This is a genomic window from Bariatricus sp. SGI.161 (genome assembly GCF_050313695.1).
Lineage (GTDB): Bacteria > Bacillota > Clostridia > Lachnospirales > Lachnospiraceae > JAFBIX01.
Window position 1 is genome coordinate 89,077 of the sequence record NZ_JBNPLX010000001.1, and the last position, 24,049, is coordinate 113,125.

Sequence of the window (24,049 nt, forward strand, 5' to 3'; positions counted from 1 at the left end):
ACTCACCTCTTTTTTCTTCAATAATTGCAGAGAATTTTGAAGAATTTTCGTCACTTTTGCCATTTTATGACTTTCGTCAGTCATTACCCAACAAAAAAACGGCGTAAACACGCCGTTTACGCCATTTAAGATTTTTCAAAAAAACACTTGATTTTTTATTTTTTGGTAATATTAAACATTGATTTCCGCAGTCATACCAAGGACATCCTCATTGGCATCCAGAACCGGTTTCACAACATTTTCAAGGAACGCTTCTACCTGCACAGATGCACGACCTGTATATTTTGCCGGATCCATTGTTTTCTTCAGCTCATCCAATGTCAGATTGAATGCCGGATCAGCCGCAATCAGTTCGAGAAGATTATTATCCAGCCCTTTTTCTTTCACATTACGGCCTGCTTCCATTGACAACTCACGAATTCTTTCATGAAGTTCCTGTCTGTCGCCACCAGCTTTCACAGCATCCATCATAATATTCTCTGTTGCCATAAACGGGAGTTCAGACATAAGTCGTTTCTCAATCACCTTTGGATATACCACCAAACCATCTACTACATTCAGGCACAGATCAAGAATACCATCAATTGCAAGAAAACCTTCCGGTACGCTGAGACGCTTATTAGCAGAATCATCCAGAGTTCTTTCAAACCACTGTGTTGCGGAAGTGACAGCCGGATTCAGTGCATCAATCATAACATATCTCGAAAGCGAAGCAATTCTTTCACTTCTCATTGGATTTCTCTTATATGCCATTGCAGAAGATCCTATCTGTGTCTTCTCAAATGGTTCTTCCACTTCTTTCAAATGCTGAAGAAGTCGGATATCATTCGAGAACTTGTGTGCACTTGCCGCAATGCCTGCAAGAACGTTTAATACTCTGGTATCTACCTTACGAGAATATGTTTGTCCGGATACTGGGTAGCACGCTTTAAATCCCATCTTCTCTGCGATCATCGGATCAATTTTATCAATCGTCTCCTGGTCGCCATCAAACAATTCCAAGAAACTTGCCTGTGTTCCAGTGGTTCCTTTAGAGCCCAGTAATTTAAGACTTCCTTTTACATATTCCAAATCTTCAAGATCCATCATAAACTCTTGCATCCAAAGTGTTGCACGTTTTCCAACAGTTGTCGGCTGAGCCGGCTGAAAATGTGTAAATGCCAGAGTCGGAAGGTTCTTATATTCATCAGCAAATTTCGCAAGTTCTGCTATTACATTAATCAGCTTTGTTCTCACCAATTCCAAAGCATCAGACATTAAAATGACATCTGTATTATCGCCAACATAACAAGAAGTAGCACCCAAATGAATGATCCCCTTTGCTTTAGGACACTGCTGTCCATACGCATATACATGCGACATAACATCATGACGCACAATTTTCTCTCTTTCTTTTGCTACATCATAGTTGATATCATCTGCATGAGCTTTTAATTCTTCAATCTGTTCTTCTGTAATTGGCAGTCCCAATTCCTTTTCTGTTTCTGCAAGAGCGATCCAAAGTCGTCTCCATGTTCTGAACTTTTTATCTGGCGAAAAGATGTATTGCATCTCCTTACTAGCATAACGCTCAGAAAGCGGGCTTTGATATCTGTCATTACTCATAATCTGATTCTCCTTTTCTTTTTCCTTGTTACAGATCTACTACTCAAATGCCAGGGAAACATCTTTCCCCGGTACTTTTACTGGATATTTGCCGGTAAAACAAGCATCACAATAGCTCAGATTCCCTACCATATCCTTTAATTTGTCAATCTCCATATATCCCAGTGAATCCGCCCCTATCATCTCACGAATCTGTTCTGTCGTATGTGAATGGGCAATCAGCTGTTCATTAGATGGTACATCGGTACCAAAATAGCAAGGATACAAGAATGGCGGCGAACTGATCCTGACATGAACTTCTTTCGCCCCTGCTTTCTTCAACATTTTAATAATATTGGCACTGGTAGTTCCTCTTACAATAGAATCATCTACCATAACAATTCTTTTCCCCTTGACTACTTCTTCGATAACATTCAGCTTGATTTTGACACTGCTGACTCTCTCACTTTGTTTTGGTTTAATAAAAGTCCTGCCGACATAACTGTTTTTATGAAATGCCATTCCGTAGGGAATTCCAGACTGTTCCGAATATCCTTTTGCAGCTACCAGACCAGAATCTGGCACACCAACTACCAGATCCGCATCCACAGGATAAGACTCTGCCAATGCTTTTCCCGCAACAATTCTCGAATGATAAACATTTACGCCATCCATACAGCTATCTGTTCTGGCAAAATAAATATATTCAAAGATACATCTTGCCTGTTTCGCAGGATGAATTGCCATCGACATGTCGGATTTGATTCCTTTTTTCGTAATGCTTACGATTTCACCCGGTTCCACATCTCTGACAAATTCGGCCCCAACTGCCGCAATCGCGCAACTTTCAGAAGCCAAAAAATAAGTATTATCTCTTTTTCCGATACAAAGAGGTTTGAAACCATATGGATCTCTTGCACCAATCATCTTTCTCGGAGAACTTACTACCAATGCATAAGCACCTTCTATTTTTTTCATGGCCTTTTTTACTGCATCTTCGGCATTCTTCGTCTTCAGACGTTCTCTTGCAATATGATATGCAATCACTTCAGAATCAATGGTTGTCTGGAAAATAGCCCCCGTATATTCCAATTCATGCCGAAGTTCCACTGCATTCGTCAAATTACCATTATGTGCAATCACCAAAGTTCCTTTTACATAATTCAAAACCAGCGGCATAGCATTCTCTGCCCTTGTACCTCCAGCTGTTGAATAGCGGACATGACCAACCCCAAGATTACCATGTAATGCTTCCAATGATTCGGCATCAAAAACATCATTTACCAGACCAAGTCCTTTTTTAAAATGTACTTTTCTTTCCCCATAAGTATCCGTCACAGCAATACCACAGCTTTCCTGTCCTCTGTGCTGCAACGCAAAAAGCCCATAGTATACATCAGAAGCAACATCGCTTCCGTCCATATCATAGGCTCCAAAAACTCCACATTCCTCTCCCATACCTGTCGTAACTTTTTCAAAGTTATCCATGAATGTAAGCTCCTTACTTATTCTTTTTTTATACCCAAATCATACAAAGTACTGTATCAATGCACTTGACATGCAATACCAGTATAATACAAGGTGTTCAGAAAAGCAATCTCTCTTCTTTAAAAATCCTGTTGACTTTAGTCTGCTAACTTGATAATATTGTAACGTAAAAGAAATATAATTTAACAATAATATTGAGGAGATGTACTATGAAAAAATTTATTGCATTCACGTTATCATTAATCATGGTTCTGTCCTTGGCAGCTTGTGGTTCTTCTGATTCTAAAGAAGACAGCAAGGAGTCAACAGAAAGCCAAAGCGATTCTGATTACGTAAAAGAAAAGGGAACATTGGTCGTAGGTATTACAAATTTTGAACCAATGGATTACAAAGAAGAAGGCAGCGATGAATGGGTTGGTTTTGACGCTGACATGGCAAAAGCATTTGCAGACAGCCTTGGAGTTGATGTTGAATTTGTTGAAATCGACTGGGATAACAAGATTATGGAGCTTGATGGCAAGACCATTGACTGCGTATGGAACGGTATGACATTAACAGACGAAGTTACAAGTGCAATGGAATGCTCCAATGCATACTGCAAAAACGCACAGGTTGTTGTAGTTCCTTCTGATAAGGCAGATCAATATCAGGATACCGACAGTCTTGCTGATCTCGCTTTCGCAGTTGAAACAGGAAGTGCCGGTGAAGAAGAAGTTAGTGCTTTGAATCTTGAGTATACAGCAGTTGCATCTCAGGCAGATGCTCTGATGGAAGTATCTGCAGGAACATCTGATGCTGCTGTTATCGATTTACTTATGGCAGCTGCTATGATCGGAGAAGGAACAAGTTACGAATCCTTAACTCATACAGTAGAACTGAACAGTGAAGAATACGGTGTTGGTTTCCGTAAAGGATCTGATCTGGCAGAAGCACTGAATGAATTCTTCGCTTCCAGCTATGCAGATGGCAGCATGATGGAATGTGCTGAGAAATATGGTGTAAAGGATGCCATTCTTGAACAATAATCAAAATAATAATGTAATGTATATTCATAGAGGGCGGTTTTCCCCGCTCTCTATTTTTCACTAGAATCATTACATAAAGAGAAAGCAGGATAATCCTATGGAACATATAATGGAACAGATGCCGGTTGTCATCAACTCACTAAACATCGGCTTTTTACAAACTTTAAAACTTTTCTTTGTAACATTGATCGGGGCATTTCCTCTGGGTCTGATTATTTCTTTTGGCTCTATGTCCCATTTTAAACCTTTGAGTTATCTTACAAAGTTGATTGTCTGGATCGTACGTGGTACTCCACTTATGATTCAGTTGCTTATAATATATTATTTTCCTGGACTTGTATTACACAATCCAATCTGGGGCAGTGGTGAAACCGGCCGTTTTCTCGCTGCATCCGTTTCTTTCATTATAAACTATGCTTGTTATTTTTCCGAAATATATCGCGGCGGTATACAAGGTGTTCCTGTAGGCCAGGAAGAAGCCGGTCTTGTACTTGGAATGACTAAAACTCAGATTTTCTTCAAAGTAAAGTTATTACAGATGATCAAACATATTGTTCCGCCAATGTCCAATGAAATCATTACTTTGGTAAAAGACACTTCACTGGCCCGAATCATTGCATTGCAAGAGATCATCTGGGCTGGCCAGGCCTTTATGAAAGGCTCACAAGGAATTTCTGGTGTTATTTGGCCATTGTTCTTCACAGCTGTCTACTATCTGATTTTCAACGGCGTTCTTACTGTTTTGCTTGGGCGTCTGGAAAAGAAACTGGACTATTTTAGATAAAAGGGAGGTCATACAATGGCTATTTTAGAAGTTGAACATATTTGCAAATCTTTTAATAACACAGAAGTATTGAAGGACATCAGTTTTTCTCTGGAAAAGGGGCAAGTCGTATCCATCATTGGTTCATCCGGCAGCGGTAAGACCACTCTTCTGCGTTGTCTGAACTTTTTAGAACAACCAGACAAAGGTATTATCCGTGTAAATGGAGAAACATTATTTGACTATGCGGATCCATCTACACAAAAAGAAACCGCAATTCGAAAAAAACGGCTTCATTTTGGTCTTGTTTTTCAGTCATTCAATCTCTTTCCACAGTACACTGCTCTGGAAAATGTTATGCTGGCCAAAGAATTATTAGCCAAAGAGCAGCCTGATTACAAAGCAAAGAAAAAGGAAATCCACGAAGAGATCAAATCACAGGCCGAAAACCTTCTCATTCAAATGGGTCTGGAAAATCGTATGGATAATTATCCTCATCAATTGTCCGGAGGACAATGCCAGCGTGTCGCAATTGCCCGCGCATTAGCACTTCAGCCTGATATTCTCTGCTTTGATGAACCAACTTCCGCACTGGATCCAGAGCTTACCGGAGAGGTATTGAAAGTAATCAAAGAACTTGCAGACAAGAACACTACAATGATTATTGTCACACATGAAATGGCATTTGCAAGAGATGTTGCCAATCAGGTGATTTTCATGGACGATGGATACATTCTCGAACAGGGAGATCCTTACGAAGTATTCGAACACCCTAAAGAAGAACGTACAAAACAATTCCTGTCTCGATTTACACAAGGATAACACAACAGGCACCTTTTTCAGGTGCCTGTTAATTTTATACTGTTTTCTTATCCGTTCTGCGATATTCCTTTTTCCACTGTACCAGCTGTTCTTCCGGCATATCTATATCAATTTCCTTTTGCACTTCTTTCATCTCGTCTCTCAAAAGAGAATTCACACTCAGGTAAATAGGATTTCCTGATAACATTTTCACATATTGATCTTCCGGCATAAAACGATAACAGCAATAAAGATATGCCTTCAACAGATCTGATTCCTCGCATATTCGATAGGCTTCCTGATACATCCTGGCAGCTTCCTCATATAAAAACAGATGTCCATAAGCCGCTCCCAGACATGCATACACCTTACCATAAAACATCTTGGGCACAGAATCATCCCACTCCTGATTGATGATAGACTGATATACCAGTATCGCAGTTTCATATTCTCCACTATTTTGCAAACTGTCTGCTTTATACTTTGTTCGTTCTACATCTTTCTGGTTCTGAAGATGTTCTAACAAACTCTGGATCTTATTAATATCCGCCGCTGCATAAATCGTTGATTCTCTCAAAATTGTCAACACAAATTGCTCCATCGAACAGTTCTGCCTCAATTCTTCGCGCAGCTTATCAGCCAGCTCTTTCATATCTAATTCAGTGTCAATCCAATTACAAAGCTGTCTGTTTATAATCGTATAATCAATCAGATACAGATTGTTGCATATATAATAGCACAGTTCCTCTATCGTATAGATTCTCATATGAACTCTGGATATCTCGTATGGTTGTTTTGCTTTTTTTCTATGACATAGAATTAAACTGCCCATTGATTCCTCCTAAATGTAATATCTTCTCTACCTGAAAACCGGACGACAGGAAAAATTCTCCAAATCCGACATCTTTAAATGTGAGCTTACAGGTACGTTCATCCATAAACATTGCTTCAATCTGAATTCTCAGAGAATAATCTCTTCTTTCAGGGAGACCTTCCAGCGAAACCGTTTCAACCTGAAGTTCTTCTCCTGCCAATGTCTCTACGTGAATTTCGATATCTGAGGTATCTTCCAGGATCACATCCCATTGTCCATCTGCTTCATACCAATGGGTTCCCCATGAGACAATTGGATACCAGCCTTCCTGACCATTCACCCGCATACGCAGACATATCTGCTCCGTCATCTTGGTTTCATCCAGATAGACCGGTCCCTCATCATAATCAAGACATTTTCGGATTGATGTATAGCACGCTCCTTTACTGTACAAATTATTGCCTAGGAAAGCTCTCCTTCCATTACAAAGTACTTTCAAAGAATTCGGATACCAATTATTCTCAAATCCCTCTCCCGTCAAATATACGGAAGATACTACCTTTTTCTCAAATACGCTCTGAATAAATGTCTTAAATCGCTCATCCGCATCTTTTGCTTTATCAACATTTAGTACCGGATAGATTGCTTCCAGCTCCTTCATACGCGCATTTGCCACTTCATCAACTGTCACGAACATATCTTTTCCTCTGCCACTGATTGCATTCAGTTTCCGCAGCATATAAGCCCGTATCTCATGCGCATCACAATAGAATAATGCTGATTCATACTGCCACAACTCTTTTGGTTGATAAAACATATAATGACAAAAACTCTCTTTATAATCCTGAACACATACTTTTTCTTTCGGAACGCCAAGATGCTGACCAATTCCTTTCATCATTTTTGACATATCAATATTCGTAAACGGAACTGTAAACGTTATAAATTTGATATCTTCAAATTCTTCCAGTGTCAGACTAACAAACTTGGCGAGGAGCCATACTGCATCGTGATTACGTGCACCAACTCTTACTTTTTCTCGATGTACCGCCTTATTATAAAGATCGGTTATCGTACATCCCTCATTGATTGCCGCAAGCCTCTTCGCCTCTTTTCCATAAACCCAATGTTCTTTATAATATCCTAATACCAGAGGAATCTGATAATTATCTACGGAAACTTCCAGTGTCTCAGGTTCTTCTTTGTTCTCGTCGTAATAACTGATCTGGCAATTCTTTTCATTTAGATCATAGCCCAGAATACTGCCTTTTTTCATTATCATATCCTCCTCTCTCCTAATAAATCTTAAATAAATGTTCTGCCATAATTTCTTCTTCCTGGTACTCTATCATCGCTTTTCTGCGCGATGCAGGCGCCATCTTAGTCATATCATTTAACTTTCCATATTTTCCAGAGCCTGCAATTTGATTCTCATTTTTCAACACAGATTTCTCTGTAGTGATATCCTCTTTTTCCCTGCTTTCCGCGAAATAATAACTCACGGATTCATCGTCGTACAGGACAAATTGTTTTACATACAAATTCTCATATACCGGCATCATGGCTTCACTTTGATACCCCAATCCATCACGGTTCCCTTGTTTTACTTTGTAATACAAAGTAACTCTGCTTCCTGGCGCTGACTGATAAGAAATCATTGTCTTATCATACAATTGTACTTCTCTAAGCCATTCTTTCTTATATTGCAGATAAAACGGGAAAACAATCTGTTTCTCGCACATCTCTCTCAATACTTGATGAAGGATTACTTCCAAAGCTGCAGTATAATCTCGTCCGGAATAATACTTTAAAAGCGCAACTTTACAGATATCCGGTAATTCTTCTTTTTTATCACATTCATTTGCAATCATATCAAATACACAGGATTTCAAACTTCGTCCATATACCACATATTCTCTGGATACATAGGCCAGATACGCCTGTTTCAAACGAAAATAGACATTATCAGACATATAGTAATCTTCAAATATCTCTTCTTCCTGAAACAGATTTTCAGAAAATAGCATCTGGGTAATTATACGCTCTCCGACTTTGAATGCAGGGATTCCATATTCCCGTAATACTTTCCAGAGTTTTTTCATATCTCTGGTCGCACCGCAGTAATAATTCGCAAGATACATCAGAGTCACCTTATCATACTGCTGTCTTTTGAACAATTCAATACAAAGATAATTTAAGAACTCATCTTCTTCATAATTATCCTCACGAATCCGTTTACTGCACATGCGAAATACGTCTTTTTCATCAAATGCATTGATTCCTTTAACTTTTATTTTTTCAAACGTCGGCTCTTCCTTTTCATTTTCCTGCTTCCAGATTCCCGTTGATGCTGCATACTTACGACACATATCAAGGAAACGCGGTTCATAAAAGAGCCGTCTTGTCTCATATGCAATAGAATCCGTATAATGACGTCCTTCTACAGATTCCCATACAATCCTTGATTCTTTATCATACAGGAAAATAATTGCACCATCTTCATCGTATGGAACTCTCTGCCGGATTGCTCCATCTTTCTCAATTACAAGAACACAATTCATGTTTGGAACTTTCGTCTTGATCTCATAAGAATAACAGATGTCCCGCATGGCTTCCATCAGTTCTGCCGTCATCTCTTCTTCCTGGCAGAATCTCTTATATAATATTCGAAGAGACTCTGTAATATGGCGCTTCATCAATTGATCCCATGTAAACGCCACCATCTGTTCCCTATAATTCAAGTATAAATCTCCAGCCGTTTCTTCATAGGTTATCAGATTGGCATAAAGAAAAGCTGCCTTTTTATAATTCAGCGAATTCCCATGCATAAAATACAATAGAATTGTCTTTGGAAGTGGTCCTCTGGCATTGTCTTCATCAAGAGTCATCATATAATACTCGTACAACTGCGCGATCTTTAATTCCGCATCAACTGCACGCTGATACCACACAAAATAACGCTTCTGTGTCTTATTTCCTTTAATCAGAAGGGTACAGATAGTATTCAGAATCATTGGCTCATTGTACATCTTATATATACGCTCCAAAATCCGGAACATAGAATCACTGTAGTTCTTCTGCTGACTGGCAAAATTCGACACGTACAATGCTAATTCCTTCGTCATTAAACGGTATTTGGATGCAAAGTTCAGAACCTGCATCTCAAATGTTCCAAGTTTTTTCAACAGTGTCGGCTTCTCCTGATAGCACAAATATGCTTCCAGATAGAATAATACACCGTGTATTCCGTATTCGAACTGTTGCTCTAATACTTCAATTCTTTTATATGCATTCTTATATCTAGGATCAAGATCTAACAACATGCTCAGAAGGACCCATGAATCTTGATGACGCATATAAGTCTTGCCAATCTCATCAAGTACACGCTCTACATGATTCCCCTTACCTCTGACAAGCGCTGTCAGATAAAGATAATAACAATTTGTCACAGGATCCTTTCCGATTGCAAATCTATTATAATTATAATTTTCAAGAATCCATTTTGCTTCTTCTACTTTATTACCCGCAAGATAAATCTGAGCCTGCATCAACTGATAGAGTTCACTCTGCGGCTCTAACTTTCGAAGTGCAGTCATCTTCTCAACTGCACTGTCGATCCAATTTTCCAGCTTAATCCTTCCGCCAATATACCCAACATATTCTTTCAATATCTGCGCAAGCAGAAGTTCCGGTACTCTGTGATTTTCATGATATTCCTGATTCTGCAGAACTTCAATCTCATATTTCAAGGTCTCATAAGGTGTAACAAACTTAAGCGCACCATAATTACGTCCAGCATGCAAACGCTCCGGACGGACTACATATTCAATCTCATGCGCATTCCCCACAAAATCTTCGGTGCTGATTTCCGGCCGGGATACTCGAATAAACCCACCTTCAGTCTCAATATGAATCGGCATATATCCCCAGGTATTCTTCATCAGCGTCAAAGTTCCCTTGGTAGGTTCCGAAATATCCTCAAACAACATACCTTCTCCCGGCAAAGTCAGAAAGATACACTCTTTCTGTTTTATTCCTACCAGGAATTCTTCCATCGCCTGTTCACCAAGTGACCATTTCCGCATATTATCATAAAGATAAAATGTTCTCTCATTTTCATATTTTAATATCTCATAGAATTCTTTGGAACGGAATAATCTTCCCGCCTCAGAAAAATCCTTAATGGCAAGCTTGCGAAAATCATCCGTACTCTGCACTTTACCATAAGACGTCATCACATAAGGCTTCTCAATAATTGCAGTAAATGACAGTTCATACTCTCCGCCGCTGCACACAACTGTGAATTTTCCTTCTTCTACATGTCCGGGACGCAATCCTCTTCCATCATAAGTAAATTCTATTTTTGCAGGATTCCCCTCGAATCCCTGGTCTTTAAAATGAACGCGAAAAGAAGACGGGTAGACCAACCCCCGTATTGTTCCCTCACTATTCGCCTTAATTGTAAAACTCCCCCGATATACTTCCCCTTCTCCTATAATGAGAACCAGATTTGTTTCATCAAATATGACATCAGGTTGTTTGAGCTGAAAGTCTCCTTTGGAAAATTTCTGGATTTTATTTTTCAAGTCTGACACCTGCTTCTTTCGTTGCATTTTTCTAAAAACATACTATAATAAATTATAGCATTGATTGATAAGTAAAGGCAATGCCAGAAACACAAAATCATGAAATTATTATAGAATAGGATGCATAGATATGGAAAAGAAACCAGAATTTCACGGAAGTGATTTAGAAAAGATTGCAGAATATTACCACATTTCCGCCGAAGGAATCGTTAAATTCGGCGCAAATGTCAATCCACTTGGATTATCAGAGACAGTAAAAAAGAAACTGGCCGGTAATCTGGACATCATCAGCAGCTATCCAGACCGAAATTACACCAGTCTCAAAAAAAACATAGGTTCCTACTGTAATGCAGATCCACGGCATATTGTAGTCGGGAATGGTTCTACCGAACTAATCTCCCTTCTGATCAGTCAGCGTGCTCCTCGAAAAGCCCTTGTACTCGGACCTACCTATTCAGAATACGCACGAGAACTTTCCCTGGTCGGTGGAACTCTGGAATACTATCATCTAAAGGAAGAGGATAACTTTTGTCTAAATATTTCAGATTTTTTAAATAATTTAACAAAAGAAATCGATCTTGTAATCATCTGTAATCCAAACAATCCTACTTCTTCTGCTATCAGCATAAATGATATGGAACAGATCATCCACTGCTGCAAAGAGCTCGATATTTTCGTCATGATCGACGAGACTTACGTGGAATTTGCCCCTGAAGGAACCGAAATCAGTTCTATCCCTCTTGTTCCAAAATACGACAACTTCATGGTCATCCGTGGTGTCTCCAAATTCTTCGCCGCTCCAGGGCTGCGTTTTGGTTATGGGCTTACAAGTAACGAAGCATTTCTTCAGGCTCTGATTACCCATCAAAATCCATGGAGTCTGAACAGTATCGGCGCTTTTGCAGGCGAACTTATGTTAAATGACAAAGAATACATCCATGCTACCTATCAGCTGATTGACTCTGAACGTACCAGACTCTACACAGAGTTGAAAAAGCTAGAAGCCCAAGGCACATTAAAAATCTATAATCCCTATGCGAACTTTATCCTGATTCGAATTCTTAAAACAGGTATTACTTCATTTGATGTATTTGAAGCCGCAATCCGCGAACGTATGATGATCCGTGATTGTTCCTCTTTTGAAAGTCTTGAGGGAGAATATGTGCGATTTTGTATCATGATGCCAAAAGACAATGACCGGCTTATGGATATTTTCCGAAATCTATAATTATATATTTAACTTTTGAAGGGAGTAAGTCCTCCGACAACTTACTCCCTTTCACTTAGTCTATGAAAACTACCCATATTATTTTTTAAGTATCAATGCCATAAATGTAAGTTCTTCTGTTCCAGTATTCTTCAGCCCATGTCCATCTCCGTCTTTACACAGGAATAAGTCCCCCGGTTCAGCTGGATACGCTTTACCATTATCATCATACATTCCATGTCCAGACAATATAAAATACGATTCCGTCTCTCCATGATGCTCATGATATCCAATCTCACAGTTCGGAAGAACCGATATCTTCGCATACATCCTACAAGCTTCTCCGACTTCCTCAGAAGAAACCAACTGCTCTCTTGTGATGAACCCTGCTCCTCCATTCACATGCTCTACTTTTACTAATTCTCTTTCTCCGGCTTTTGTCATACTACATGCTCCTCCTTATCGCTATCATCCTAGTTCATTGATGATATGTTCTATATACACAATACAACCTAAGAAAGGGATGTGTCAACAACATCTATTTAACAATTTTGTAGTATTCTCTGGTAGTAATCGTGAATACTCCTGCATAGAATGCAGCGAATACTGCAACGGTAGCGACTGTGCAATGTCGGAATAATTCGACATTGACGAGGTTTAATACTGCCAGTAATTTTGTAATCACACCAAACGCTACAGTGATGTGTATAACTGCCATTACCAGTGGAAGAAAGAATACGATAAGTACCTGACTTCGGATAGAACGTTTGACTTCTGCTTTACTCATTCCTACATTTTGCATAATCTGATAACGTTTGCGGTCATCGTATCCTTCGGAAATCTGTTTGTAATAGATGATAAGTACGGTTGCCATCAGAAACATGATTCCAAGATAGACTCCGATAAAAAACAGTCCGCCGTATAAACCGTAAAAGCTTTTGCGGCTTAATTCACGGCTTTCACAGGATGCATTCGGAATTTCATTTTCAATCCGGCTCTTGATAACATTCATTGCATCTTTGCAATTTTGTTTTTTCCCCTTCAGGTCAAATGATATATCGTAAGAAATGCTGCTTTTCTTGGCAATCCAGTCTGCATCCATTGTACTATCCTGATATACATGATTTAGCACATCCTGAATCTGATCTATATCTGGGAATATCACATAATAGGTTTCATATATCCCGGACTGGTTTTTTGGTTCTACTTTCATGTGTTCCAGTTCTTCTGCTACATGATACTCTTTGTCACCAATTTTAATCGTATCTTTCCCATATATTCCTTTTACATTGTATACAAGGACTTCATCTTTCATGAGACTCCTCTTTTGATTTTCCATCTGATTGAAGTCTTCCAGCGGAATCAGATTTATTTCGCAAGTATTAGCAACCGCATAATTTCCAAATTCTCTCAACTGAAATTCATCGTCTGATCTTGATGCCATTAATTCTTCATTATGATATTGAAGAATATTTTCCAGGCTAACGTCTGCTTTTTTGGTTTCTTCTTCAATAATCTGATCTGCCATATGCTCATTTTCAGGATTGGCAGTCTCGATACTCACTTTACATTCTTTCGGGAATCGTATATGTAAGATATCATCCATTCCTGCATACAGAGATACTGTGGTTGATATCATGACCAGAACCATCGTACTGAGGATACAGATATTGGCCAGTCCGACTGCATTCTGTTTCATACGGTAAATCATGCCGGATACTGCCGTAAAATGTCTGGTCTGATAATAAAATTTTTTATTTTTGCGAAGCATTTTAAGTAATGCAATGCTGCCTGCCACAAACAATGCGTATGTTCCTAAGATTACGCATACAACCGCTGCAAAAAAATTAGTGAGAGCCGTCAATGGTTCTTTTGTTATAATAGCAATATAATATCCAATTCCAAGTGATATCACGCCAAATATTGTCAATAGTAATTTTGTCTTTGGCTCTTTTTCACCCTGCTCACTTCCAAGAAGCAGTTCTATTGGATTCGACAGTTTAATCTGAAGCAGGTTATATCCCAATGTCAGCAAAAATATTCCGACAAAGAGGATTAATGTATTGCGAAGTGAATCTACTGATAAATTGAATTTCATTCCAATGTCGTAGTGCAGGATTTTCAAAAAAATCAGATACATCAATTTGCTGAAAATAATTCCACAGATCATCCCTGCGCCAATGCTGAACACTGCTGTAATCATCGTTTCAATTGTAAGCATCCTTGCTATATGGGGCTTTCCCATGCCCAGTATATTGTACACGCCGATTTCTTTTTTCCGTCTCTTGATCAGGAAACTATTTGTATAGAACAGAAAAATAATTGTAAAAATTATAATAACCCAAACTGCACAATCCAATACTGATTTCAGACTTCCATCTCCAATTTCCGGGTTTTTGGAAAGAGCATCCATAATATAGTACATCATAACCGTCAGAATAGCCGTCAGGATATACGGAACATAGGTCTTTCGGTTATTTTTAATATTTGTCACAGCCAGCCTGGAATAAATGGAGCTACTCATGCCTCTCACCTCCCGTTGTTAACACGGTCAGTGTATCTGAGATCTTTTGATACATTTCCTCATTGGTAAGACTGCCGCGATACAGCTGATGGAACACTTCGCCATCTTTGATGAACAACACCCGTTTTGCGTTGCTTGCCGCCTTCACACTATGAGTGACCATTACGATTGTCTGTCCGTCCTGATGAATGGTCGTAAAAAGATTCATCAGATCATCTGCTGCCCTGGAATCCAACGCTCCTGTAGGCTCATCTGCCAGAATCAACTGCGGCCTGGTAATCAGCGCTCTTGCTACCGCTGCCCTTTGCTTCTGTCCGCCAGACACTTCATAAGGATATTTGTCCAATATTCCCTGAATACCAAGTTTTTCTGCAATCGGCCTTAATCGCTTTTCCATCTCTTCGTACTTTTTGCCAGAAAGTACCAGAGGCAAAAAGATATTATCTTTGAGAGGAAACGTATCCAGAAGATGAAAGTCCTGAAACACGAACCCCAGATTTTGACGTCTGAATGTTGCAATTTCTTTCTCTCTAAGACTTCCAAGATCTCTGCCTTTCAAATATACTTTTCCTCTGGAAGGCTTATCCAGTGCCGCAAGAATATTCAAAAGAGTCGTCTTTCCCGATCCTGATTCTCCCATGATTGCAACATACTCTCTTGGTTCCACAGAAAAATTCACATTCTTAAGTGCCTCCACCTGATTGCCCCCAAAACGAGTCGTATATATTTTCTTTACATTTTTCACTTCCAACAGTGCCATAATCTATCCATCCTTTCTTTGTTCTCTACAAATCTTATTATAAAAAACGGGAAAATGTCCTTCCATCGAATTGAATTACATTTTCCCTGTATAAACTTACATCTTTGTAAGAATGGATTCTATTCGAAGTAGCCTTCATCTCTGGAAAGGCATAGAAACACCTTGGTTCCCTGGTCAACCTCTGATTCGATCCATATGCTGTGCCGAAGCCTGTCCATAACCACTTTACACAGGTACAGACCAATCCCAGTAGACTTTTTATCTGTCCTGCCATTATATCCTGTAAATCCCTTTTCAAACACACGCGGCAAATCTTCTGGCTGAATACCAATTCCAGTATCTTCTATCACAAGGCACTTTCCTTGCTTTGTCTCTTCCATATAAATGGCAATACTCCCCATACTTTTGGTATATTTCAATGCATTTGACAGAATCTGTTCAATAACAAAGAGAAGCCATTTTTCATCTGTAAGAACTTGAATATCTATTGTAGTATAATTTAACTTAATCTTTTTCAAAATAAATGGCTGTGAATATTTACGGACTGCATGTTTCACGATATCATCCAAATCATATGTTTTCAGAGACAAATCCGACGACATATCCTCTACTCTAAGATAAGTAAGGACCATCTCTACATACTGTTCAATCTTGAAAAGTTCCATTTTTATATTTTTAGTCAGAATCTGATCAACTACATCTCCATTTTCATAGGATTGCAGTAAGACATGCATTGCCGCAATCGGTGTCTTGATCTGATGTATCCACATTCCATAATAATCTTCCATCTCCCGCTTGGAAATACGAGCTGTCGATTCCATATCTCTGATCAGATTATCAGAAAGTCGTACAATTCTCTGATAATCATCTTCCAGCATACCTTCCGGCTGTGGCAGATCATCCAGACATTTTCCGTGACTCCTTTCCACCTTTAAAAGTGCCTCATGACGCCTCCGATATCGGAAAAATCCGATTGCTCCACAGAAAACTCCCCACAAAATCATCAATAACACAATATATTGAACCGCATCCAACGGAACATTATATAAGAATAACATTACAATAAATATTCCGACCAGCCCCATATACAAGCATATCTCTCTGGTCCGCTCTCGCAAAAATGACATCACTATCCTCATTGCTCCACCATATATCCTATCCCTTTTTTTGTGCGGATCATATCATCCAGCTCTAATTTCTTCCGAAGCCTGGCAATATTGACCGTCAAAGTATTGTCATCGATAAACTCATCGCTCTCCCAGAGTCTCGTAATCAGATCATCTCGCGAGACGATCTTTCCCCGATTCTCCAGCAGCATCTGCAAAATGCGAAATTCATTTTTTGTCAATTCTAATTCCCGATTCCGATAACTGATCACCGCATCGTTCAAATGCAATACCGCCCCACGATATTCCATCACATTGACCGAACCCTGGAAAGAATACGCCCTTCGCAAGATAGCCTGAACCTTCGCCGTCACTACATTCAGATCAAACGGCTTCTCAATATACTCATCTCCACCCATATTCATAGCCATCACAATGTTCATATTGTCATTGGCTGAAGACAGAAAAATAATCGGCACCTTCGATATCTTTCGAATCTCCTGGCACCAGTGAAATCCATTAAAAAACGGAAGCATAACATCCAAAAGCACCAACTGCGGATCATACTCCAGAAAAACCTCTGTTACATACTTAAAATCCTCCGCACACCGCGTTTCATAATCCCATCTTTCCAAATGATTAGCAAGCGCATGCGCAATCGTCATATCATCCTCAATAATTAAAATCCTGTACATCGTTGTCTTCACTCCTTATCAAACAACAGTGTACAGGATTTTAATATTCTTGTGTATATTTCACATAAAAATTCATAAAATCTTAATTTGGGTACAGGGCATTTTTAAAATGGGGACGTAGTAAAATTGCATTTTACTACGTCCCCATTTTAACATTTTACTAATGAAAGTAATGATCTCCGATTTTGGTTCCACATCCGCCTTTGTCGAAGTACAGGCACCCGCCAACTGGGTTGGCTCCTGCCAGTGCATCTGCTGCAGCCTGTAGGGCTGTTGCGGTGTAACCGCCGGAATTTCTGACTTGGTTGAGCCATCCTGTGGATGCCGGACCGAACTGGCCTGGCTGATAGATGACTTCTTCTATGCTATTGGGATAGCTTCCGCTGTTCACGCGGTTTAGAACAACAGCTCCTACCGCCACTTGTCCTTCGTATGGCTGATTTCCTGCCTCGCAAAATATGATAGATGCCAGAAGTTCTTGCTTCTGCTGCAATTCTTTCGCAGCCTGTGCCTCTCTTTCTGCCTGTTCTTTTGCTTCTTGTTCTCTTCTGGCTGTTTCTTCAGCTGCCATTTGCTGACCCTCTGCTGTAACTTCACTGGCGGAAGCCACGAATTCTTCAGATATTGTCTGCATCGCTGTAGTCTGTATGTCAGCTGTCTCTATCCCTGTTGTATGGTTTGTCTCAGACTGTAAAGAGGCTGCCTGGCTGGTAAACCCCGTTGCCATCAGTGAACATGCTGCCAAAAACACGAACATCGAACTCAGTCTCTTATTTTTTATCATAAATTTATACCCTCCTATTTTGCAATGTATGAACATTGTTTTAATAAAGTATATTCATTTCTTTAAACTTTATTACAATTATTACAAATTTGTTACATAACACAACGTGAGATATATTATCATATTCAAAATAATCTGTCAACAAAAAAGTTGCTTTTACTAAAAAAAGGAACATGCATATCTGCACATTCCTTTTCTTCAAAGCAACCATATTATATTGTCGCAATGTCTATTAATGTCAATTTTTTGATATCTGTATTCTCTAGACTAGTAATCAACGCCTCCGCTGTGTCAATAGCCGTCAGGACGTTGACACCTGTCTCAATCGCATTTCTTCGAATGATAAATCCATCTCTGGAGCGATCAGCACCCTGTGGCGGCGTATCAATGACAAGGTCTATCTTGTGTCCAAGGATAAGGTCCATAAGATTTGGTGATTCCTGTTCAATCTTATTAACTGCATTGGCTCTTACACCAGCTTCTTTCAATGCATCCGCCGTTCCCTTTGTTGCAAAAATCTTATATCCTATCTTTTCAAATCTGCGTCCGATTTCCACAGCTTCTTCTTTGTCGTCATCACGCACTGTAATGATCATATTCTTATGCTTCGGCAATTTAATACCAGCTCCAAGAAATGCCTTATACAATGCCTCGTCAAATGTCTTGGCAATGCCAAGACACTCACCGGTGGATTTCATCTCTGGTCCAAGGCTGATATCTGCACCGCGGATCTTCTCAAAGGAGAATACCGGCATCTTTACTGCAAAATAATCCGCCTCCGGCTGAAGCCCCGGCGTATATCCCAGATCTCTGATCTTATTTCCAATAATCACCTTTGTAGCCAACGGTACGATTGGAATTCCAGTCACCTTACTAATGTAAGGAACGGTACGGCTGGAACGGGGATTCACTTCAATGACATAGACATCCTCTCCCACCACAATGAACTGAATATTAATCAATCCAATTACATGAAGTGATTGCGCAAGCTTCTTCGTATAATCCTCAATCGTACGCTTTGTCTTATCGGAAATGCTCTGTGCCGGATATACGGAGATACTATCGCCAGAATGGATTCCGGCACGCTCGATATGCTCCATAATACCAGGAATCAAGATATCTTCACCGTCACATACTGCATCAACCTCAATCTCTTTGCCCTGTAGATACTTATCTACCAGAATTGGATGATCTTGGGCGATTCGGTTGATAATACCAATAAATTCATCAATATCGTGGTCATTAATTGCAATTTGCATTCCTTGTCCACCAAGTACATAAGAAGGTCTTACCAATACCGGATAGCCCAGTCTGTTTGCAACCTCTTTGGCTTCCTCCGCAGTAAATACAGTTCCACCTGTCGGTCTTGGAATTCCACATTTTTCAAGAATCTCATCAAACAACTCACGGTCTTCTGCAGCGTCTACATTTTCAGCAGATGTTCCTAAAATCGGAACGCCCATCTTCATCAAAGATTCCGTCAGTTTAATAGCTGTCTGTCCGCCAAACTGTACCACTGCTCCATCTGGTTTCTCCAGATCAACGATACTTTCCACATCTTCCGGTGTCAATGGTTCAAAATACAATTTATCCGCAATATCAAAGTCGGTACTAACCGTCTCTGGGTTGTTATTTACAATAATCGTCTCATAACCTTCTTTTGCAAATGCCCACGTACAGTGTACAGAGCAGAAGTCAAACTCAATACCCTGACCGATACGGATCGGACCAGAACCAAGCACCAGAACCTTCTTCTTGCCGGTTGTCTCTTCTACTTCATTCTCACTTCCGTATACGGAATAATAATATGGTGTCTCAGCCGCAAATTCTGCCGCACAGGTATCAACCATCTTATAAGAAGCCGTAATTCCATATTCATGACGCATATCGTGAATCTGACGCTCTGTATTACCGGTCAGTCTTGCAATCACATTATCTGGGAACTCCATACGCTTTGCTTCTCTTAAGGTCTCAGCATCAAGTGTACTGTTCTGCAGTTTCTGTTCCATTTCAACCAGAATCGCAATCTTGTCAATGAACCACTTATCAATCTTGGTAATCGCATGAATCTCATCATAGGTGATTCCCTGACGAATCGCCTCTGCAATCTTCCAGATGCGGCGATCATCCACCACCTCCAGCTCTTCCAGCAATTCCTCTCTGGATAAATGAGAGAAGTCATAAGACATCAGACTGTCAACATGCTGCTCCAGAGAACGGATGGCCTTCATAAGGGCACCTTCAAAATTATCACAGATACTCATGACCTCTCCGGTTGCCTTCATCTGAGTCGTCAGTGTACGTTTTGCACTGATAAATTTATCAAATGGAAGTCTTGGAATCTTTACTACACAGTAGTCAAGCATAGGCTCAAAGCTTGCGTAAGTCTTCTTCGTAACCGCATTCTTAATCTCATCCAAAGTATAACCAAGTGCAATCTTAGCCGCAACCTTGGCAATCGGATATCCTGTTGCCTTAGATGCAAGTGCCGAAGAACGGCTGACACGAGGATTCACCTCGATAACACAGTACTCAAATGTCTCTGGATGCAATGCATACTGTACGTTACATCCTCCTGTAATATTCAGCTCACTGATAATATTCAATGCCGAAGTACGAAGCATCTGATACTCTTTATCTCCCAACGTCTGAGAAGGTGCTACAACGATACTGTCACCGGTATGAACGCCGACCGGATCAATATTTTCCATATTACATACAGTAATACAGTTACCATTGCTGTCACGCATCACCTCATACTCGATCTCTTTCCATCCGGCGATACAACGCTCAACCAGAACCTGACCAACACGAGAAAGACGAAGTCCATTTTCCAGAATCTCTACCAGCTGCGTTCTGTCGTGTGCGATACCGCCGCCGCTTCCTCCCAATGTATAGGCCGGACGCAGAACGACCGGATAACCAATTTCTTCTGCAAATTTAATACCAGACTCCACATCTTCTACGACCAGAGATGCTGCACAAGGCTCCCCAATCTTTTCCATGGTAGCCTTAAATTCCAGACGGTCTTCCGCCTTTTTTATAGTCTCCGATGTTGTTCCAATCAGACGAACCCCATGCTCCTTTAAAAAGCCTGATTCTTCCAGCTCCATTGCAAGATTCAATCCTGCCTGTCCTCCCAGAGTCGGAAGCACACTATCTGGCTTTTCCTTCAAGATCAATTGTTCCACTACCTCTGGAGTCAACGGCTCAATGTATACACGATCTGCAATATCTTTATCTGTCATAATCGTTGCCGGATTAGAGTTCAAAAGAACAACTTCCAGGCCTTCCTCTTTTAATGAACGGCAGGCCTGTGTACCTGCATAGTCAAACTCTGCTGCCTGTCCAATAATAATAGGACCGGAGCCAATCACCAATACTTTTTTTATATCTTTATTTTTAGGCATTATTTTGCTCCTTTCATCATATCCATAAACCGGTCAAACAAATAACCCGAATCCTGAGGACCAGGGCATGCTTCCGGATGGAACTGTACGGTAAAGATATTCTTCCCAACATATGAAAGTCCTTCGTTGGTTCCATCATTGACATTGATAAATGCTTCTTCTGCAACCGACGGATCCAGGCTTGAGCCATCTACTGCATATCCATGGTTCTGTGAAGAAATATACACACGATTATTACTTAGATCCTTCACCGGATGATTGCCACCACGATGTCCATATTTCAACTTATAGGTTTTCCCACCATTTGCCAGAGCCATTAACTGATGTCCCAGACAAATTGCAAAAATTGGAATCTCTGAATCATATAATTTTTTGATTTCTTTGATAATAGATACGCAGGTAGCCGGGTCTCCAGGCCCATTCGATAACATGATTCCATCCGGTTGCGATTCTATGATCTCTTCTGCAGAAGTGTCTGCCGGATATACTGTCACCTCACATCCCCGCTTATTTAAAGACTTGGCAATGTTATTCTTCGCGCCAAAATCCATCAGCGCAACTTTCGGTCCATCACCTTCTAAGACATATTTTTCCTTACATGTGACTTTTGATACTACGTCCCCTACCACATAAGCTTTTAACTTCGGGATGATTTCTTCCAGATCATAATTCTCATTCGTAGTGATCATTCCATTCATGGTACCTTTTTCACGCAATATCTTCGTCAGTGCCCGGGTATCAACTCCCGCGATTCCCGGTATATCCTGTTCTTTCAGGAAATCTTGAATGCTGCCTTCACATCGGAAGTTACTTGGCATTCTGGATAATTCTCTTACGATATACCCGTCCGGCCATGCCTTTTTCGATTCCATATCCGGCGTAATTCCATAATTGCCAATTAATGGATAGGTCATTACAACGGCCTGTCCGGCGTAAGAAGGGTCAGTTAACACCTCAAGATAACCTGTCATTGAAGTATTAAATACTATCTCGCTAATCATGTCTCTTGTTGAACCTATGCTGGTTCCGGTAAAGACGGTCCCGTCTTCCAATATAAGAAATGCTTTCATATATTCACCTTTTCCCTTCCTTAATTTATGCAGGACGAACATCCCTCCGAAACAGCTATAATTCCAAAAAATAAGGCAGTTTGTGCAAGCACAAAACCGCCTTGTTTTATTCTATCACTCTTCGACAATCCTCGTCTCCACAAATTGTAAAAATTATACTACAAATAGATTCATTTTTCAACCACTAATTCTTCTTAAATCTTACTCATACTGCCAATAAATCGTAATCTTATTCAGCTCCGGTTCATCCATATATTGATACTTCACTTCTGTCAGCCCATACCAGGATGCCAGATTCTGCGCTGCCTTGTGAATAATATTTTGAAAAATGTCATCATGTGCCTGACCATATACTCCACTGTCTTTAAATTTCAACACCACTGGATTTCCTTTGGACGAGATGATATCATTCATCTTTTGAAGTATGATTTCCCCATCATAAGAATCATAATACATTCCATTCATCACATAGTAATTACAGTCCATTCTTGTACAAGATGGAAGTTCCACGTCATTATCCGGCGTATGATTTTTCAAAAGTTCCGTATCATCACAACACATATAGTCATAACTAATATTCTGCAGCTGGTTCACTTCTTCACCCTCCGCTGCCTGAAACACTGGATCTCCCCATGTCGTATCCACATAATAATACTCTCCGTTACAACGCACCAGGTTCCATGCATGACTCTGCCCCCCTGTCGTCGTTCCAGTCACATAAGTACAGAATACCCCCAATTTTTCCAACAGATATTGTGTCGCCTTGGAATACCCGGCACACACAGAACGATGGTGCGCAAAAACACTGTAAATATTCTGATTATCAGAAGCTTCTTGATCATAATCCACTGTATTAACAATATATTCATAGACATACAGTATCTTCTGATATTCTGATTCCTCTGCAGATATTCCCGAGAGACAGTCCAACACTGTATCTTCAATCTCCTCTTTCATAACAGTCTTTTCTTCATTATTATATATATAATCCGGCCGCAATATAGTATAGGACTCTTCCTCCTCATACGCAGTTGCTGTTGCCGTCCCATCACACCAGAATATATCAGGATAATCTTTTAAAACATATTGAAATAACTGAATCGTTCTGTCCGCATCTGACCCATGCGTATAAATTTCATCTACATTCTCCTTGATTCCCTGTAGAATTTCCTGATAGATTGCTTGTTCCTCAGCTCCAATTTGCTGATAATAATACTTTTCTCCCAAGCTTTCTTCCAATTCTGCGTCTATCTCCTGATATGGTATAGATACGGTTTTTTTTGCTTCTTTTTGAATATTTAATTTTTCACCTGTTACATATATAATGAACAGCAACATACAAAATACACCGACCACCGTCGTCAATGCATATAGGCATCCTCGCTTCTTTCTTCTTCTCATTCATCCTCCTCAGTCTTACCAATATTCTATT

Annotated in this window: 18 protein-coding genes; 4 read left to right on the top strand and 14 right to left on the bottom strand. The window is 40.0% G+C overall.

All coding sequences use genetic code 11. The features are described 5' to 3' along the window. Positions 1–171: 171 nt before the first annotated feature. Positions 172–1,605 (bottom strand): adenylosuccinate lyase, encoded by a 1,434-nt coding sequence (gene purB / locus ACQRBH_RS00410; protein WP_427742244.1) that lies wholly within the window; start codon positions 1,603–1,605, stop codon positions 172–174. A gap of 39 nt (positions 1,606–1,644) precedes the next feature. After that, on the bottom strand, positions 1,645–3,072 hold the full coding sequence (purF, locus tag ACQRBH_RS00415; protein ID WP_427760578.1) for an amidophosphoribosyltransferase: 1,428 nt from the start codon (positions 3,070–3,072) through the stop codon (positions 1,645–1,647). 209 nt (positions 3,073–3,281) lie between these two features. Here purF and ACQRBH_RS00420 point away from each other — a divergent pair, with 209 nt between their 5' ends. From ACQRBH_RS00420 to ACQRBH_RS00430, 3 genes are all read left to right on the top strand, one after another. Then, positions 3,282–4,097: a transporter substrate-binding domain-containing protein gene (locus ACQRBH_RS00420; protein WP_235231839.1), complete on the top strand. Its 816-nt coding sequence runs from the start codon at positions 3,282–3,284 to the stop codon at positions 4,095–4,097. Positions 4,098–4,194: 97 nt separating this feature from the next. Further along, entirely contained in the window at positions 4,195–4,881 is a 687-nt protein-coding gene (locus ACQRBH_RS00425; RefSeq protein WP_235231838.1) for an amino acid ABC transporter permease, read from the top strand. Between the two features lie 15 nt (positions 4,882–4,896). Next, entirely contained in the window at positions 4,897–5,682 is a 786-nt protein-coding gene (locus tag ACQRBH_RS00430) for an amino acid ABC transporter ATP-binding protein (RefSeq protein WP_235231837.1), read from the top strand. 34 nt (positions 5,683–5,716) lie between these two features. Here ACQRBH_RS00430 and ACQRBH_RS00435 read toward each other — a convergent pair whose 3' ends face one another. Genes ACQRBH_RS00435 through ACQRBH_RS00445 form a run of 3 tightly spaced genes read right to left on the bottom strand, consistent with a single transcriptional unit; the run spans position 5,717 to position 11,061 of the window. Beyond that, positions 5,717–6,493, bottom strand: a complete 777-nt coding sequence (locus tag ACQRBH_RS00435) for a hypothetical protein (RefSeq protein WP_235231835.1) — start codon at positions 6,491–6,493, stop codon at positions 5,717–5,719. Next, positions 6,468–7,751: a DUF5716 family protein gene (locus ACQRBH_RS00440; protein WP_427742248.1), complete on the bottom strand. Its 1,284-nt coding sequence runs from the start codon at positions 7,749–7,751 to the stop codon at positions 6,468–6,470. Before ACQRBH_RS00440 ends, ACQRBH_RS00435 begins: the two co-directional genes overlap by 26 nt. Positions 7,752–7,770: 19 nt before the next feature. Then, entirely contained in the window at positions 7,771–11,061 is a 3,291-nt protein-coding gene (locus ACQRBH_RS00445) for a DUF5717 family protein (protein ID WP_427760580.1), read from the bottom strand. A 130-nt stretch (positions 11,062–11,191) separates the two neighbouring features. Here ACQRBH_RS00445 and ACQRBH_RS00450 point away from each other — a divergent pair, with 130 nt between their 5' ends. Next, positions 11,192–12,289, top strand: a complete 1,098-nt coding sequence (locus ACQRBH_RS00450) for a pyridoxal phosphate-dependent aminotransferase (RefSeq protein WP_235231828.1) — start codon at positions 11,192–11,194, stop codon at positions 12,287–12,289. A 78-nt stretch (positions 12,290–12,367) separates the two neighbouring features. Here the strand turns inward: ACQRBH_RS00450 and ACQRBH_RS00455 are convergent, their stop codons facing one another. From ACQRBH_RS00455 to ACQRBH_RS00495, 9 genes are all read right to left on the bottom strand, one after another. Beyond that, entirely contained in the window at positions 12,368–12,712 is a 345-nt protein-coding gene (locus ACQRBH_RS00455) for a cupin domain-containing protein (protein ID WP_235231827.1), read from the bottom strand. Between the two features lie 94 nt (positions 12,713–12,806). After that, positions 12,807–14,792: an FtsX-like permease family protein gene (locus ACQRBH_RS00460; protein ID WP_427760582.1), complete on the bottom strand. Its 1,986-nt coding sequence runs from the start codon at positions 14,790–14,792 to the stop codon at positions 12,807–12,809. Continuing rightward, positions 14,785–15,552: an ABC transporter ATP-binding protein gene (locus ACQRBH_RS00465; protein WP_427760584.1), complete on the bottom strand. Its 768-nt coding sequence runs from the start codon at positions 15,550–15,552 to the stop codon at positions 14,785–14,787. Before ACQRBH_RS00465 ends, ACQRBH_RS00460 begins: the two co-directional genes overlap by 8 nt. Positions 15,553–15,671: 119 nt before the next feature. Continuing rightward, positions 15,672–16,679: a sensor histidine kinase gene (locus ACQRBH_RS00470; protein ID WP_427760586.1), complete on the bottom strand. Its 1,008-nt coding sequence runs from the start codon at positions 16,677–16,679 to the stop codon at positions 15,672–15,674. 8 nt (positions 16,680–16,687) lie between these two features. Further along, on the bottom strand, positions 16,688–17,353 hold the full coding sequence (locus ACQRBH_RS00475; protein WP_427760588.1) for a winged helix-turn-helix domain-containing protein: 666 nt from the start codon (positions 17,351–17,353) through the stop codon (positions 16,688–16,690). A 160-nt stretch (positions 17,354–17,513) separates the two neighbouring features. Further along, entirely contained in the window at positions 17,514–18,137 is a 624-nt protein-coding gene (locus tag ACQRBH_RS00480; RefSeq protein WP_235231822.1) for a cell wall hydrolase, read from the bottom strand. Positions 18,138–18,349: 212 nt separating this feature from the next. Continuing rightward, on the bottom strand, positions 18,350–21,547 hold the full coding sequence (gene carB, locus ACQRBH_RS00485) for a carbamoyl-phosphate synthase large subunit (protein ID WP_235231821.1): 3,198 nt from the start codon (positions 21,545–21,547) through the stop codon (positions 18,350–18,352). Further along, positions 21,547–22,617: a carbamoyl phosphate synthase small subunit gene (locus tag ACQRBH_RS00490; protein WP_235231820.1), complete on the bottom strand. Its 1,071-nt coding sequence runs from the start codon at positions 22,615–22,617 to the stop codon at positions 21,547–21,549. The genes carB and ACQRBH_RS00490 overlap by 1 nt, the downstream gene beginning before the upstream one ends. 201 nt (positions 22,618–22,818) lie before the next feature. Continuing rightward, positions 22,819–24,018, bottom strand: coding sequence for a transglutaminase domain-containing protein (locus ACQRBH_RS00495; protein ID WP_235231819.1), 1,200 nt, complete (start codon positions 24,016–24,018; stop codon positions 22,819–22,821). Positions 24,019–24,049 lie beyond the last annotated feature (31 nt).

Coding starts and splice junctions, on each gene's coding strand:
- ACQRBH_RS00475 (WP_427760588.1), bottom strand. CDS start 17,353: ATGTACAGGATTTTAATTATTGAGGATGATATGACGATTGCGCATGCG.
- ACQRBH_RS00420 (WP_235231839.1), top strand. CDS start 3,282: ATGAAAAAATTTATTGCATTCACGTTATCATTAATCATGGTTCTGTCC.
- ACQRBH_RS00495 (WP_235231819.1), bottom strand. CDS start 24,018: ATGAGAAGAAGAAAGAAGCGAGGATGCCTATATGCATTGACGACGGTG.
- carB (WP_235231821.1), bottom strand. CDS start 21,547: ATGCCTAAAAATAAAGATATAAAAAAAGTATTGGTGATTGGCTCCGGT.
- purB (WP_427742244.1), bottom strand. CDS start 1,605: ATGAGTAATGACAGATATCAAAGCCCGCTTTCTGAGCGTTATGCTAGT.
- ACQRBH_RS00440 (WP_427742248.1), bottom strand. CDS start 7,751: ATGAAAAAAGGCAGTATTCTGGGCTATGATCTAAATGAAAAGAATTGC.
- ACQRBH_RS00480 (WP_235231822.1), bottom strand. CDS start 18,137: ATGATAAAAAATAAGAGACTGAGTTCGATGTTCGTGTTTTTGGCAGCA.
- ACQRBH_RS00430 (WP_235231837.1), top strand. CDS start 4,897: ATGGCTATTTTAGAAGTTGAACATATTTGCAAATCTTTTAATAACACA.
- purF (WP_427760578.1), bottom strand. CDS start 3,072: ATGGATAACTTTGAAAAAGTTACGACAGGTATGGGAGAGGAATGTGGA.
- ACQRBH_RS00470 (WP_427760586.1), bottom strand. CDS start 16,679: ATGTCATTTTTGCGAGAGCGGACCAGAGAGATATGCTTGTATATGGGG.
- ACQRBH_RS00490 (WP_235231820.1), bottom strand. CDS start 22,617: ATGAAAGCATTTCTTATATTGGAAGACGGGACCGTCTTTACCGGAACC.
- ACQRBH_RS00455 (WP_235231827.1), bottom strand. CDS start 12,712: ATGACAAAAGCCGGAGAAAGAGAATTAGTAAAAGTAGAGCATGTGAAT.
- ACQRBH_RS00460 (WP_427760582.1), bottom strand. CDS start 14,792: ATGAGTAGCTCCATTTATTCCAGGCTGGCTGTGACAAATATTAAAAAT.
- ACQRBH_RS00435 (WP_235231835.1), bottom strand. CDS start 6,493: ATGGGCAGTTTAATTCTATGTCATAGAAAAAAAGCAAAACAACCATAC.
- ACQRBH_RS00450 (WP_235231828.1), top strand. CDS start 11,192: ATGGAAAAGAAACCAGAATTTCACGGAAGTGATTTAGAAAAGATTGCA.
- ACQRBH_RS00425 (WP_235231838.1), top strand. CDS start 4,195: ATGGAACATATAATGGAACAGATGCCGGTTGTCATCAACTCACTAAAC.
- ACQRBH_RS00465 (WP_427760584.1), bottom strand. CDS start 15,552: ATGGCACTGTTGGAAGTGAAAAATGTAAAGAAAATATATACGACTCGT.